A 14,512-nucleotide genomic window follows, 5' to 3' on the forward strand; every position below is an offset into this window, starting at 1 on the left:
GCGTTTACGCCTCCCTTGGTCGGTGTGGGCCGACGCCCACGACCTTGACCGCTTACAAGCGAAAAAAAAAGGGCGCTTTTCAGCGCCCCCACTTGAGGATTATTAAGGTCAAACCTTAATAACTATTTCTTCAGTTCAGCTCTCAAGTCCTTAACATCCGAACTCGATACGGCTGATGCTGAATTACCCCAGCTGTTACGGATATAGGTCAGCACGTTGGCGACATCCTGATCGCTCATCACACCATCGAAGGATGGCATTGACGGGGCGGTCGGGGCGGCTTTGGTGGCGACCGGGCGGCTGCCGGCTAGCACGACGCGGATCAGCGACGTGGCGTGATCCTGATTGATCAACGCAGAGTCGGCCAGACGCGGGAACAGACCTTCCTGACCTTGGCCGTTTGGCGTATGGCAGGCTGAACAACGGTCGGCGTAAATCTGCTTCCCGGCGATCATCGCTTTATCATCGGCTTTGATTGGCTCTGGTGCTTTAGAACCGCTGTCGTGGCCGCTGTCTTTCAGGTAAACCGCGACCGCTTTCAGGTCGGCGTCGGTCCAGTGCTGGGACGAGTGATCCACTTCTTCAGCCATTGGGCCAGAGGCGATATCGAAACGATTTGCGCCGGTTTTCAGATATTGCATCAGGTCTTCTTCGGTCCACTTACCAATCCCGGTGTGCTGGTTCACGGTGATGTCTGGAGCAACCCAGTTTTCAATCACTGCGCCTTGCAGGAACTGGCTCTCCTTGTCGCCGCCAATCAGGTTCTTCGGCGTGTGGCAGGTGCCGCAGTGGCCTAAACCTTCAACCAGATAAGCCCCACGGTTCCATTCAGCAGACTTATCCATTTTCGGCTTGTATTCACCCTTGGTGAAGTTCAGCCAGTTCCAACCCATCAGGCTGGTACGGACGTTGAAGGGGAAGGGCAGCTGGTTGCTTTCGATTTCGTTATGCACCGGCTGAACCGTCTGCAAATAGGCCCAGATCGCGGCGTTGTCTTCGCGGGTCACCTTGGTGTAAGCCGTGAACGGCATGGCGCCGTACAGGCGTTTGCCGCCGTGGCCGATACCTTCGGACATCGCGCGCTGGAAGTCGTCGAAGCTCCATTTACCAATGCCGGTTTCTGGGTCAGGCGTGATGTTCGCGCCCACCAAGCGGCCGAAAGGCGTTTCGATTGGCACGCCGCCAGCAAAAGGCTTAGCGTTTGGAGTTGAAGCCGTGTGACACGCGGCGCAGTCGCCGACGGTGGCCAGATAACGGCCGCGCTCAACCTGCTCGAAAGCGCCATCGCCCGCGGCGTGAGCCAGACCTGACAGGGTTAAGGCTACCAGTCCGAGTGAGAAGCAAGCTAAAGTTTTCATGCAATCATCTCTCCCGGTTTCTTCAGATAATACTTGCGAATCGCTTCTGCGGCCTTGAACGCCAGCGCGCCAACGGTGCCCGTTGGGTTATAGCCTGGGTTCTGCGGGAAGGCGGAAGCGCCGACCACGAACAGGTTCGGCACATCCCACACCTGCAGGTGTTTGTTCACCGAGCTGGTTGCCGGGTCTGCGCCCATTACGAAGCCGCCCACCACGTGAGAGGACTGATACGGCGCGCCGTTCCAGTGGCCTTTCATCGGGTTTTCGACATATTGGCGCGGGTTCATGGCTTTAGCGATTTCGCCGACTTTCCCGGTACAGTACGCGGCCATTTTCAGGTCGTTTTCTGGGAAGTCGAAGGTGACGCGCAGCAGCGGACGGCCTAAACGATCTTCGTAGTTCGGGTCAAGAGACAGATAGTTGGTGCGCGTGGTGTAGCTGCTGGCTTCACAACCAATCGACATGCTGCTCAGGTAGTTGTTTACCGTAGCTTTCTTCCACTCTTTACCCCATTTCGGCGTTCCCGGTGGGACAGGGCGATAGCCGATAGGTGCGCCACCGATTGGCGTGACGCGAATACTGCCACCGCCGAAGAAGCCTAAGCCGCTGTGGTCGAAGTTGTCATTGTTGAAGTCGTCGATGCCCATGCCCACGGCACCTGCGCCGATGAACGGGTTGAAGTTCTTGTCATCGAAGAACAGCTGCACGCCGTTGGCGGTTTGGTAGGCATAGTTACGCCCCGTGGTACCGGTCCCGCTGATCGGATCGTATGGCTTACCGATGCCTGACAGCAGCATTAGGCGCACGTTTTCGAAGGTAAACGCGGTGACGATAACCAAGTCAGCCGGTTGTTCCCACTCGTCGCCGGAGGAGTCGATATACACCACGCCGGTGACCTGTTTGCCGTCTGGAGATTTCACCACGCGCATCACTTCACAGCTGGTACGGGCTTCGAAATTCTCTTTGCGGATAAGCGCGGGCAGCACGGTGGTGATGGCGCTAGCTTTCGAATAGTTGGCACAGCCGTAGTTGGTACAGAAACCACAGTAGGTGCACGGGCCCATCTTAACGCCCAGCGGGTTGGTGTAGGCTTCGGACACCAGTGAGGATGGCACCGGGAAGGCTTTGTAACCCATGTTGCGCGCGGCTTCGGCGAACAGGGTTGGGCCATACGGCATGTCCATTGGCTTGGTTGGATATTCGATGGAGCGCATACCCTCGTAAGGGTTGCCGCCTTCGTGGTGCTCGCCTTTCACATTGCTGGCTTTGCCGGAAACGCCCGCCAAACGCTCGAAAGAGGAGTAGTGCGGTTCCATCTCTGCCCAGTCGGTGCCCCAGTCTTGCAGCACTAACTCTTCTGGAATGGCCTTCGCGCCGTACTTCTCGGTCAGGTGGCTTTTCAGGCGGAATTCGTCTGGCTGGAAGCGGAAGGTGATGCCCGCCCAGTGGTTGCCCGCGCCGCCGGTGCCGTTACCCGGGTGGAACGAACCCCATTCGCGCATCGGCAGGGCGGTTTGCGACGGGTTGTTGCGGATGGTGATGGCGTTTTGCGCCGTCTGCACCATCAGCTCCTGACGGCTGTTGTAGCGCAGCTCATCGGTGACGGTAGCAACGTTAAAATCACGCGCGGTATCACGCCACGGGCCGCGTTCAATAGCGACCACGTTCAGACCTTCGTCGGTCAATTCGCTGGCGATAATCGACCCGGCCCAGCCGAGACCAATCACCACCACGTCAGTTTTGGGTAGTTTCTTTGCCATAATCTGTTCTTTCGCCCCTAGCTTTTCATCTTCCATGCATCTCCACCGGAGATACTCAGCGGTTCCAGATCTAACTTCTGGTTATGTTTGCCGATGTATTCGCGATAGTCGTAACGCGCGCCCGGGAACCCGAGCATTTTCCATGACACCATGTTGCGGTTTCCGCCATAAATCGGGTCGGCGAAGAAACCTTCCATGGTGTTCTTCAGCGCGATATCGAAGAACAGTTTGGAATCGATGCCATTCAAAGCTATTTTTCCGGTTTGTAAGCCACCCAAGATTTCATCCTGTTGGTCGCCGGTCAGATCTTTGAAGGATTTTTTGTGTTCCGTCTGGGTGTATTGCTCTAAAGCGGCCAGACCCAAACGGTAGCGCTGCTGGGGAACCAGAGGTGACTGGTCGCCCTGTTCCGGCGTGCCTTGCTTGAACGGGCCTTGCATATACAGACGGGAGTAGGTGCCGTAGAAACCGGCTAGCTGGCGGTCAATAAAAACGGCACAACCGGCATCTTTGCCCCCCACGCTCAGTTCATCAGCGGGGATCAGACGGTCAACAATGGCTTCCAGCGCGGCGGCTTCGGCGTCGGTAAAGAACACCCAACCTTCGGTTTCAATCTGCGGGGGAGGACTGGCGTCAAAGGGGCTCCACACGGGCGTTCCTTTGAGCGTAATGGCGTTTGCTGCCTTGGCGACGCCGAGAGCGGCGGACGCGGCGGAAAACGTCAGGATCTGCCGACGCGTAACGCCGGGCAAGGTTTTTTTGCTCATCTATGTTCCCTTGTTTTATAGAATGCGCACTTCTCATCAGACAATCTGTGCTGTCTAACGAGGGGATACGGCGTGCAAATTTGTCATTATGTGTAGATCGTTAATTGTGATCATAGTCACGCGATGCAAAGAAAAATCTGCATTCGGGTGGCGTAACTAAAATCAAATTTACCTAGACAGGATAGATGATTAATCCTTGTAACGAGAACGGTCTTAGATGTTAAAAATGTTATGAAATGTGTAAATTTGGGTAAAGCTGTTATAGGAACCGTGTTTAATTTACACAACTTAAGGGCTACAAAGTGCGGCGAAATTCCTCTGCAGCCCCTGTCATTACTGACGTTGTGGTTTTGCTGACGCAGGGAAGAGTCGTAGCAGAAAATTGCGCATCCGCACGACAAACCTTTCTTGGAAGATCACACAAATTGCCACAGTAAGTAGCAGATAAATCACATAACCGGGCACGCTGAGCTGCACTTTGCCCGCCGCATCAATACAACCTTGCCAATCATTAAAGCAACTCATCGGTGCGCCGCGCAGTAACTGTTCCACTGTGCGGAACAGGCTGAACAGCGGAACGTGCAGGGCGAAAATCGACAAAGAGGCTGCGCCGAGCCGTGGCGACCAGTGTCGCAGCCAGGCGCTTTTCGGATCGTGTGCCAAGGCACTCAGGTAGACCAAACAGACCTGCGAGGGAAGTAATAATCCATTGTGCAGCAGGAAGTACCAGTGCCGACCGTTGCCGTGAGTAAACAGCGCGGTGCCAATCAGGAAGCAGAGCAAAATCCCCAGCGCCAGCAGGGTGCGCGTCGAACGGCCAATCACCAGATTGGCCCTCTGGTGCTGGCGGAAAATGCCATACCCGAGTATCCCCGCCAGAAACTCCGGCAGGCGGAACAGCGGCCCACGCTGCAACAGGCCGGTGAAAGGCATACCGTACTGCTGCTGCCAAATCACCCAAATGGGCGGCAGCAGGTAGAGGGCGCAGATGATCGCCATCCATAGCCATTTATGGCGCAGCGCCAGCAGTTTCGGGCCGAGCCACGGGAAGAACAGATAGAAGAAAAACAGGGTGGAGAGTGACCACAGCGGCGCATTGAAAGTCAGGAAATAGGGGTTCCAGGCTTGCAGCATCAGCAGCTGTAATACGCCGTTAAATGCCAACTGGGCGTTAGTCATATAGTGGCGGAAAAGTTCGGGATTAGTGCCGGCCAGCTCGGAGTTGGTGTCATACACCACAAAGCGCAGGCTTGAGCCGGGGCCTTCGGGCGGAATGGCGAGCCACTGCATCAGGCTGACCACCAAAATCGACGACGCCAGCGCCACAATATGAATCGGGTAGAGGTTGCAGAAGCGTTTTTTTAGAAAGCTTCTGCCCGACTCGCGCATCTGGTTGCCGTTGAAATAGACGTGAGTAAGCAGAAAGCCGGAAAGCACAAAGAAGGTGCTGGTGGCGAAGAACCCCATGCTGGTGAGTTCAGCCAAGAAGGGCACCGAACCGCGCTGCGGGTACTGATGAACCGTGTGGTAAATCATCACATAACAGCCGAGCAGGAAGCGCAGCCATTCCAAACCAATAAAACGTTGTTTTGATGCTTTCTGCATCCGTTGTCTCCGCAACAATAAAGCGACAATCCGTCGTTCCCAGACGTCATCAGGGAATGACAGCGTGCTCACGGATCAGGTCAACGAGGTATAACTGACGGGAGGTGAACGAAACTTAAACCAAATGTAAAAAATGTTTCAGAATTTACCTAAAGCGTTACCGAAAGTAGCCTAAAGTGCTCTTGTGCCTTGATAAATGTCCTCTGTGGGTTAAGATCGTTGTTCACTCTTTATTTGTGCAGGACATGACAGACGTCACAGAAGTTTTTCCCAATTTATTGAAGCGAATTGCGCCGCCACTGCGCGCCTCACTGCTTATTCTGTGGGGATCGGCTTTCTATACTGCAAGCGCCAATGCGCTGACGGTAGACGCTTACCAGCGATTTTCTCCCGATGCTGACCTCTCAGCTCCCGCTGGCGATGCCAATTCGATGTTCAATGCCGGTACTCCTGCCCAAGATCCCAACACCTTGCCCAGTCTGGGTAGCGCTTATTACAAGCCCGCCAGCGGCGCGACGGCGGCTGAAACCAAAATCGCCAATACGCTGAAACAGTTTGGCGAGCAGAGCACCTCCAGCGACAGTCAGGACCCATTGCGCGAGCAGGCGGAAAGTTTGGCGCTAACGCAGGCCGCCAAGCTGGTGCAGAAAGAGACCAGCAGCTTGCTCTCGCCGCTTGGCACCGCCAGCATGTCGCTCGACGTCAGCGGGCGAAATCTCGACGGCAGCCGGGGGCAGCTCTTCAGCCCGCTTTACCAAAACGACCATTTGTTGACTTACAGTCAGGTGGGGCTGGTCAGCGCCACGGACTCTACCGTGGGGAACTTCGGGCTGGGGCAGCGCTGGAATGAGGGCAGTTGGATGCTGGGCTATAACGCCTTTGTGGATAACGACTTCGACCATCAGCTAAGCCGTGGCAGCTTGGGCGCCGAGGCGTGGACCGATTACCTGCATTTCTCCACCAACTATTATCATCCGTTTTCCTCTTATAAGGCGGACAGCAGCAGTTCGCCGCAGCTTCGCCGTCAGGCACGCGGCTATGACATCACCACCAAAGGCTATCTGCCGTTTTATCGCCAGATTGGCGCCTCGCTGAGCTTCGAGCAGTATTATGGCAATCAGGTGGACCTGTTCGGCAACGGCACGCGGCAGACCAATCCTTCGGCCATGACCTTTGGAGTGAATTACACGCCGGTGCCTTTGGTGACGGTGAAGGCCGCCCACCAGGCCGGGCAGGATGGCGACAATCAGGACAGCGTCGAGTTGACGCTCAATTACCGTCTTGGGGTGCCGCTCTCCCAGCAGCTTTCTGCCAACAATGTGGCCGAGGCGCACTCGCTGCGCGGCAGCCGGATGGACGTGGTCGAGCGCAATAACATGCCAGTAATGGATTTCAAACAGCGCAAAACGCTGTCGGTTTATCTGGCGACGCCGCCGTGGAATTTACAGCCGGGTGAAACCGTCGAGCTGAAATTGCAGGTCAGGGCACTCAACAGTGTCAGCGCGCTGAGCTGGCAGGGCGACACTCAGGCGCTAAGCCTGACGCCGCCGCACAATAACCGCGACACCGATGGCTGGAGCCTGATTGTGCCGCCGTGGGATAGCTCGCCGGATGCCAGCAACAGCTACCGTCTGTCCGTCACCGTGGTGGACAGCAAAGACCAGCATGTCACATCTAACTGGATCACCCTTAACGTCACGCCGCCGCCGCTGAGTGAAGATATGCAGCAGCAGAAGTTTAATTTTTAATGGGTGATTCACCGGCGTTTAATTAAGCTATTTATAATGGCTTTTTAATCTTGAGAACTTACCCATGCTAAAGCGCGCAGCGATCGGCATCTGCCTACTCAGTTCCTGCTGGACACTGGCCGCATTGGCCAGTGATAGCTTCTATATTAATCCCAACTCTTCTGCCGCCCAGTGGGTGAAAGCTCACCCTGACGACCCTCGCGCCAAAACCATTAACACCGCCATTGCCCAAGTGCCTTCGGCGATGTGGTTTACCGGCACCAGCCAAAGCAACGACCAACTGGCGCAGGCGGTGAGCCGCTATGTGAATGCCGCCAGCCAGGCTCAGCGCATTCCGCTGTTGGTAGCCTATAACCTGCCGGGGCGGGATTGCAGCGGAGGAGCTTCTGCCGGAGGAGCGAGCGATGCTCAGAACTATCGCGGTTGGATCGATAATTTCATCAGCGGCGTCGGCAGCCAAACGGCGATGGTGGTGCTCGAACCCGATGCGCTGGCCGATAGCGACTGCCTGACCCCCGCCAAGCGCCAAGAGCGGCTGGGGCTAATTCACTATGCTTTGCAGCAGTTTCAGCAGCACGCGGTAAAGACCAAGGTGTATCTGGATGCGGGAAATGCAGGCTGGAAGCCCGCAGATGCCATGGCGGATCTGCTTAACGCGGCGGGCATTAATCTGGCGCAGGGCTTTGCGTTGAACGTGTCAAACTTCTATCGGCTTGAGCAATCGACGGCTTACGGCGAGGCGATTAACGCCCGGCTGGCGGCCAATTATGGTTATCGTAAATCGATGCTGATAGACACCGGACGCAGCGGCAACGGCTCTGAAAACGGCCAGTGGTGCAACCCGCCGGGGCGCAAAATTGGCAGTTTGCCGGGCAAGATTTCAGCTGACGCGATGGCAGTTTGGGTCAAGCAGCCCGGCGATTCCGACGGCGCGTCTTCCCCCAGCGCCGACTGCCACAACGGCCCGGCGGCGGGCGTTTTTAGCCCGGAGCTGGCAGTGCGGCTAATTGAAGGAAAGTGATGGTCAGCAGCGATTTTGGGCAGATGCGGAAAGTCAAAAATAAGGCCATTCAGCTCCTCCCCTCCTGAAAGGGGAAGGAGTAAAAAACCAAAACCAAACAAAAAAAGTTACCGTTAAATCACATTACTTTGTAGCACCCAGACCGCCGCTTCGACGCGGGATTTGAGTTTCATCTTCTTCAATAGGTGCTTCACGTGAACTTTTACCGTGCTTTCGGTGATGTTCAGGCGGCGGGCGATCACCTTATTGGGCAAGCCTTCGGCGATCAGTTTGATGATATCGCGCTCGCGCGGCGTCAAGGATTGAATGTCGCGATCGCCACTCGGGCGACTCTCGCGCAGGCTGGCCGCCAGCACTGGCGTCAGGGCTTCGCTGAGCACCATCTTGCCGCCCGCGGCGTTGTGTAGCGCGGCGAGCAGGTCTTCGGGCTCCATATCTTTAAGCAGATAGCCGTCGGCGCCGCGTTTCAGGGCGGTCACCACGTCATCTTCATGATTCGACACGCTAAACACCACGATGCGCCCAGAAAGGTCGGTTTGACGCATTTTATCCAGCGTATCGAGGCCGTTCATGCCGGGCATATTGAGATCTAACAGGATTAAATCCGGGTCGAGCTGTTTTGCCAGTTCAACGCCTTGCTCGCCGTTACTCGCTTCGCCAATCACCTGCAAGGTGCTGTCCAGCGCGATCAACTGCTTAACGCCGTTGCGCAGCATCGGGTGGTCATCAATCAACAAAATGGTGGAAGGGGTGGCGTCGTTCATACTTGCTCCTGAGGATTAATCGGCAATGCGTCTGGACGGAAGCGGACGGTGACCTGTGTCCCACCGCTTTCCCGGCTGGTGATCTGGCATTGGCCGTGCAAACTTTTGGCGCGATCTTGCATGATGATCAGGCCGTAATGGTGCTGTCTTTCGATATTTTCTGGGATGCCATGACCGTCGTCGGTCACTTGCATCATAATTTCGTCGTGCTCACAGCTGAGTCTTAGTGAAATTTGCGCAGCATTGGCGTGCTTAAAGGCGTTGTTCAGGGCTTCGCGGGCAATGTGCAGCAGGTGAATCGCCTGATTGGCCGGTACCGATCGCGGTGGTAACTGGTAGTCAAAAGCGATAGTGATCCCCATGCGGGCCGAGAACTCATCTACCGCGTGCTGCAAGGCGGCGCGCAGGCCGGGGGTGTTCATCTGTAGGCGGAAAGTGGTCAGCAGTTCGCGCAACTGGCGATAAGCCGTATTCAGTTCGTCGCGCATCTGCTGCACCAGCTGGCCGTTTTCTGCCGTCAACTCGCTCCCTTGCATTTGCAAACAGGCAATTTGGATTTTCAGGCAGGAGAGGGACTGCGCCAGCGAATCGTGCAGCTCACGGGCAATGGCGGAACGCTCTTCCATCAGCATCAATTGCTGCTGATGTTCAGCCTGTCTTGCCAGCATTAAGGTGCTGGTCAGTTGCTCCAGTAGGGTCGTCACCAGACGCTGCTGGTCGCGCGTTAGCGAGGTGCCCTGTGGAAGCTGCGCCAGCAGAACCCCGTAATTCTCGCGCTCGTCTTGCAAACTCCAGCTGAGAGGTTGCTGGTGGCTATTTTCAGCCGATGCGTTGTTGTCGCTATATAAATGGTGCTGGCTTGCAGCCGGACTGCCGATATCATTAAACAGCTCGGCGCTGTTGTTCTCATACAGCCGCAGCTGCACGGACTGTAGCGGCGTCAGCTTCTGTAACTCCTCCAGCACCGGCACCAAACGCTGCTCCAGCGGGGCGCTGGTATGCAGCTGGCGGCTGACGCGATAGAGAAAATCCAGCACCTGATTCTTCTGCTGTAAATCGGCAGTTTTGTTATCTACCAGCTGCGCCAGGCTGTCCACCGTGCGCTCCAGCGCCTGCGACATACTGTTCAGCGACTGGCCGAGAATATCCATTTCATTGTGCGGGCGGGCCGTCTGGCTTACCTGATAACGCTGGCTAAAATCGCTGGCGCTCACCGCGTTGGCCTGCGCCAGCAGCCGTTTCCACGGCTCCAGCAGCCGACGGCGTAGAAACCAAATCGTCAGCCCCAGCAGTAAGAGCGTGACCAGCAGCAGGCCGCGCTGAACCAGTGAAATCAGCGTCAGGTGGTATTCGGTCTTATGCTCCAGCGCGGCCACCAGTTTGTCTAACTGGCCGACATACACCGCCACGTTGGAGGCCACCTGCGCGGGAGTCTGTGCCTGGCGAATTTGGTCCTTCAGCGTGGTCATCCAGTAGCGGCGCAGGGCATCGAATTCTGGCTGGAGATCTTCACTTTGCACCGCGCGGCGCAGATCGAGATTGTCCTGATCTTGCTCCATCTGGCGCAAATAGGCGTTATTGGCCGGGGTCAGAGGCACCGAGGCCAGCAGGCGATAGCTCTGCATACGCAGCGAACCGGCCTTATTGATGGCATGGGCGTTACCCTGAATGCTCTGCGCCATCCACGCGGCGACGCTCATCCCGCCAATGCCCAACAGGCCGAGCAACAGCATCAGCAGGGCAATTTGGCTGACTAGCGACAGCGGCGTCACAGCGCGTCTAAGCATCTTGTCATTCCTGTCAGTAACGTTAAGGGATAAGGGCATTCGGTTAGTGTGGGCATATTTTTTATTATCCGGCGTGATATCCCTATACTCCTATAGGAGTACCTATTTATTTCCACCGGGATAACGCCTGCTATCAATAGATATGCATAATGACATCAACTCTATGAATTATAGTCAATTATCAATCATGGCGGGGATACCCACAAAGGACGCATGGTGATTTTGAGGCCGAAACTTAACCACGATCTGCTTGATTTGCATCAACATCCCACAGGGGAGCACTACCTAGTGTTGGCAGCATTAATAACAACAATGCTCTGCCAATTCGAGGTTTTCCATGCCCCATACTTCAGCAACACCCGCGTCTAAACCGTCGAGACTCCTTCAGGACTGGCGGCCGGAAGACTCCGCGTTCTGGGAGAAAACCGGCCATAAAGTGGCCAGCCGTAATCTGTGGATCTCTGTTCCTTCGCTCTTGTTAGGGTTCTGCGTCTGGATGTTGTTCAGCCTGGTCGCGGTCAATCTCAACAAGGTGGGTTTTAACTTCACCACCGACCAACTGTTTATGCTGACCGCCATTCCATCGGTGTCCGGTGCCATTCTGCGCGTGCCTTACTCCTTTATGATCCCGCTATTCGGCGGACGTCGCTGGACCGCCATCAGCACGGTATTTTTGATTATCCCATGCGCCTGGCTGGGTTTTGCGGTGCAAGACACCAGCACGTCTTACAATACTTTCCTGATTATCTCTTTGCTCTGTGGTTTCGGCGGCGCGAACTTCGCATCCAGCATGGCAAATATCAGCTTCTTCTACCCGAAAGCCAAGCAGGGCGGCGCGCTGGGGATTAATGGCGGTTTGGGGAATATGGGCGTCAGCGTGATGCAGTTGCTGGCTCCGTTAGCTATTTCACTGGGCATTTTTGGTGCTTTTAGCCAGCCACAGACCTTGGCCGATGGCAGCAGCATGTGGCTGCAAAATGCCGCGTGGATCTGGGTGCCTTTCCTGATTATCTGCACCGTCGCCGCGTGGTTCGGCATGAACGATTTGGCGTCGTCGAAAGCCTCGATTCGCCAGCAGTTGCCGGTGTTAAAGCGCGGTCACCTGTGGATCATGTGCGTGCTGTATCTGGCGGCGTTCGGCTCATTTATCGGCTTTTCCGCCGGTTTTGCCATGCTGACCAAAACCCAATTTCCTGAAGTGAATATCATGCACTACGCCTTCTTCGGCCCGTTCTTCGGTGCACTGGCGCGTTCCGGCGGCGGCATGTTGTCTGACCGTTTAGGCGGCGTTCGCGTGACTTTCTGGAACTACGTGGTGATGGCGATTGCCGCCGCCTTGCTGTTCTTAACGCTGCCAAGCGGCGGCGCGGGTGGCAATTTCCCAGCCTTCTTCGGCGTGTTTATGGTGCTGTTCCTGACTGCCGGTCTGGGCAGTGGTTCGACTTATCAGATGATTGCGGTGATCTTCCGCAAACTGACCACCGACCAAGCACTGGCTCGCGGCGAAACGGCAGAATCCGCCCAGCGCGAAGCCATCACCGACACTGCCGCGGCATTAGGCTTTATCTCCTCCATTGGCGCAATTGGCGGCTTCTTCATCCCGAAAGCCTTCGGCACATCCCTCGCCATGACCGGCTCTCCGGCGGGCGCAATGAAAGTGTTCCTGGTGTTTTACGTGGTGTGCGCGGTGATCACATGGGTAGTTTACTGGCGGAATTTGGATAAGGGGTTTGCGACGAAGAAAGCTCGTTGATGGGAGCTTGCGTGGCCACGCAAACAGGCTTTTAAGGTCCAAACCGTGCGCTGCCGCCACACCGGCCTCAAGGGGCGCCTATCGCCGCGCCCCTTGAGAATCCCCGGCTCTATACTGCGCGCTATCGCTCGTTGGGCGGACATGTTTCAGGAGCTTCCGTTATACACCGCAAAATGTCGCCGCTTAGGCGGTGCCTTCGCTTCAGGCTTCGAGCCTGAGGTCTCGAACCGTTCGCTCTGCGCCATTTTTGACTGCGGTTTTGAGGCATTTCAACCGTGCCGTTTCAATGGGCTTTGTTTGGGGTTTAGTTTTTTTACGAATTGAATGAAACGGCACGGTGTAAATGCCAGTAGGTCGCGTTCAGAAGTGACGCCGAGCAAGAGGTGGAAAACCGCGAGTCTTTTTTCGCGGGTTGGAATCCCGCAGCGAGGGAACCGCCTAAGCGGCGGCACTTCGCGACGAACACGATGGCTGCTGAAACATGTCCATTCCAACTCTGCGAAGCCTCGATCTTCCAGCAGCAAAAAAACGCAGGATTCCAAAGGGTTTCGTTTAAAACCCTTTGGGCCCGTGTGGGCGGCGAGCCCACGATTTTGACTTTAAAAGCGGCCCAGGGACGCCCCCCGTCCCATCACCGACACCACTTCTCAATCGCTAAAGCAATCGCCTTCGTGCAATTCACCAGATCCTCGACCGATACGCGCTCATTGGGCTGGTGCGACTGCGCCGGGTCGCCGGGGCCGAAGTTGACGGTTGGCGTGTTGCCCATGCCGGTTGGCAGGCCGATGTCGCTGTGCGCGCCGAAGCCGGAGAGCACTGGCGACAGATTGGCTTCTACTACCGCCTCTTGGAAAGTCTGCACGAAAGGATGATCCGACGGCACTTCGGCGCAGTCGGCGTCCAAAATCCATTCGATATAAGCCGGATGGGCGCGCAGGTAAGGGTCGGCTTCGCACACGCGGGCGATGTGTTCTTCGACCTCGCGCTTCACGTGTCCGCCTAAGCCAAACTCATCTTTCTCGTGCGGCAGATACTGCACGTCAATGATGATTTCCCCGTGTCCGGCGGTGGAAGAAGGGTGCTCGCCCACTTTCAACTGGGTGATCATCACCTTGTTAGGCATCTCCATCAGCGGGTGATTCTTCTTCGGATCGTACTGCCAGCGGCGGTTGAGAATGTCGATTCCGTCCATGATCTGGCGACACAGCTCGACGGCGTCCACCGGGCCGGTGCTGTCCCACGAATTTGGCGTCAGCTCAGCGTGACCGCCCACGCCGTTGACGATGATTTTGCCCCACAAAATACCGTGGCAAATTGGCGCGATTTGGTTAGCGCTTGGCTCAGTCATGATCCCCGCGTCGGCGCGGAAACCGCGATCGACCATGGCGAGCGAGCCCATGCCGCCAATCTCTTCATCGACCACCGTGGTGAAAACCACGTCGCCGGACAGCTCGACGCCCAGATCTTTCAAAAACTCCACCGCCATCAGCATGCAGGCGACGCCGCCTTTCATGTCCACCGCGCCGCGCCCGTACACGAAATCGTCAATCACTTCTGGCAAGAAGGGATCGGTGCGCCAGTGGGAGCGCGCGCCCGGTGGCACCACGTCGATATGCCCGGTCAGCATGATGGATTTGCCGCCGCCGGTGCCTTTTAAGGTGCCGCCAAGGTTGGGGCGACCTTCAAAAGTGCGGCCTTTATTAGCGCCGGGGCGGCCTTTGTATTTCTCATATAATGCCGGACCATCTGGGTCCCACAGGTCAGTCTCCATGCCCAACTGGTGCAGGCGCTGTTGCAGATAGAGCTGGCAATCGCGCTCGCCCGGCCCGGCCTGAGTAGGGTCTGCCATCACGATCGAAGGGAACGACAAAATATCGCACAGCGTCTGGACGATGCGCTGCTTGTTGGCGTCGATATGGTCCGCCAGCGCCTGAGTAGAAAAGGTCATT

General features: G+C 56.3%; 10 protein-coding genes. 3 read left to right on the top strand and 7 right to left on the bottom strand.

Annotated elements, in window-relative coordinates:
- Positions 1–122: 122 nt before the first annotated feature.
- The 4 genes from V2154_RS09070 to V2154_RS09085 all read right to left on the bottom strand — a co-directional run bounded on the left by V2154_RS09070 (position 123) and on the right by V2154_RS09085 (position 5,490).
- Positions 123–1,358 carry a c-type cytochrome gene (locus V2154_RS09070; protein ID WP_353501947.1) on the bottom strand — a complete coding sequence of 412 codons (1,236 nt, stop codon included), beginning with the start codon at positions 1,356–1,358 and terminating at the stop codon, positions 123–125.
- Positions 1,355–3,118 carry a GMC family oxidoreductase gene (locus V2154_RS09075; RefSeq protein WP_353503959.1) on the bottom strand — a complete coding sequence of 588 codons (1,764 nt, stop codon included), beginning with the start codon at positions 3,116–3,118 and terminating at the stop codon, positions 1,355–1,357. Before V2154_RS09075 ends, V2154_RS09070 begins: the two co-directional genes overlap by 4 nt.
- Before the next feature lie 17 nt (positions 3,119–3,135).
- Positions 3,136–3,885 (bottom strand): gluconate 2-dehydrogenase subunit 3 family protein, encoded by a 750-nt coding sequence (locus V2154_RS09080; RefSeq protein ID WP_353501948.1) that lies wholly within the window; start codon positions 3,883–3,885, stop codon positions 3,136–3,138.
- 333 nt (positions 3,886–4,218) lie between these two features.
- Positions 4,219–5,490, bottom strand: a complete 1,272-nt coding sequence (locus V2154_RS09085; RefSeq protein ID WP_353501949.1) for an acyltransferase family protein — start codon at positions 5,488–5,490, stop codon at positions 4,219–4,221.
- A gap of 245 nt (positions 5,491–5,735) precedes the next feature.
- Here V2154_RS09085 and V2154_RS09090 point away from each other — a divergent pair, with 245 nt between their 5' ends.
- Together V2154_RS09090 and V2154_RS09095 are read left to right on the top strand one after the other, a co-directional pair.
- Complete coding sequence (locus tag V2154_RS09090) at positions 5,736–7,238, top strand: YchO/YchP family invasin (protein ID WP_353501950.1); 1,503 nt, start codon at positions 5,736–5,738, stop codon at positions 7,236–7,238.
- Positions 7,239–7,302: 64 nt separating this feature from the next.
- Complete coding sequence (locus V2154_RS09095; RefSeq protein ID WP_353501951.1) at positions 7,303–8,259, top strand: glycoside hydrolase family 6 protein; 957 nt, start codon at positions 7,303–7,305, stop codon at positions 8,257–8,259.
- A gap of 113 nt (positions 8,260–8,372) precedes the next feature.
- Here V2154_RS09095 and narL read toward each other — a convergent pair whose 3' ends face one another.
- Positions 8,373–9,023, bottom strand: a complete 651-nt coding sequence (narL, locus tag V2154_RS09100; RefSeq protein ID WP_034790203.1) for a two-component system response regulator NarL — start codon at positions 9,021–9,023, stop codon at positions 8,373–8,375.
- Complete coding sequence (narX, locus tag V2154_RS09105; protein ID WP_353501952.1) at positions 9,020–10,810, bottom strand: nitrate/nitrite two-component system sensor histidine kinase NarX; 1,791 nt, start codon at positions 10,808–10,810, stop codon at positions 9,020–9,022. The genes narL and narX overlap by 4 nt, the downstream gene beginning before the upstream one ends.
- Before the next feature lie 337 nt (positions 10,811–11,147).
- Between narX and V2154_RS09110 the strand changes: the two genes are divergently transcribed.
- Complete coding sequence (locus V2154_RS09110) at positions 11,148–12,563, top strand: NarK family nitrate/nitrite MFS transporter (protein WP_353501953.1); 1,416 nt, start codon at positions 11,148–11,150, stop codon at positions 12,561–12,563.
- Positions 12,564–13,194: 631 nt separating this feature from the next.
- Here V2154_RS09110 and V2154_RS09115 read toward each other — a convergent pair.
- A complete protein-coding gene (locus tag V2154_RS09115) occupies positions 13,195–14,511 on the bottom strand; it encodes a M20 family metallopeptidase (RefSeq protein WP_353501954.1) in 1,317 nt (438 codons plus the stop codon).
- Position 14,512 lies beyond the last annotated feature (1 nt).

Source organism: Ewingella sp. CoE-038-23, from assembly GCF_040419245.1.
Taxonomy (GTDB): Bacteria; Pseudomonadota; Gammaproteobacteria; order Enterobacterales; family Enterobacteriaceae; genus Ewingella; species Ewingella allii.

Coding starts and splice junctions, on each gene's coding strand:
- V2154_RS09115 (WP_353501954.1), bottom strand. CDS start 14,511: ATGACCTTTTCTACTCAGGCGCTGGCGGACCATATCGACGCCAACAAG.
- narL (WP_034790203.1), bottom strand. CDS start 9,023: ATGAACGACGCCACCCCTTCCACCATTTTGTTGATTGATGACCACCCG.
- V2154_RS09085 (WP_353501949.1), bottom strand. CDS start 5,490: ATGCAGAAAGCATCAAAACAACGTTTTATTGGTTTGGAATGGCTGCGC.
- V2154_RS09090 (WP_353501950.1), top strand. CDS start 5,736: ATGACAGACGTCACAGAAGTTTTTCCCAATTTATTGAAGCGAATTGCG.
- V2154_RS09095 (WP_353501951.1), top strand. CDS start 7,303: ATGCTAAAGCGCGCAGCGATCGGCATCTGCCTACTCAGTTCCTGCTGG.
- V2154_RS09110 (WP_353501953.1), top strand. CDS start 11,148: ATGCCCCATACTTCAGCAACACCCGCGTCTAAACCGTCGAGACTCCTT.
- V2154_RS09070 (WP_353501947.1), bottom strand. CDS start 1,358: ATGAAAACTTTAGCTTGCTTCTCACTCGGACTGGTAGCCTTAACCCTG.
- V2154_RS09075 (WP_353503959.1), bottom strand. CDS start 3,118: ATGGCAAAGAAACTACCCAAAACTGACGTGGTGGTGATTGGTCTCGGC.
- V2154_RS09080 (WP_353501948.1), bottom strand. CDS start 3,885: ATGAGCAAAAAAACCTTGCCCGGCGTTACGCGTCGGCAGATCCTGACG.
- narX (WP_353501952.1), bottom strand. CDS start 10,810: ATGCTTAGACGCGCTGTGACGCCGCTGTCGCTAGTCAGCCAAATTGCC.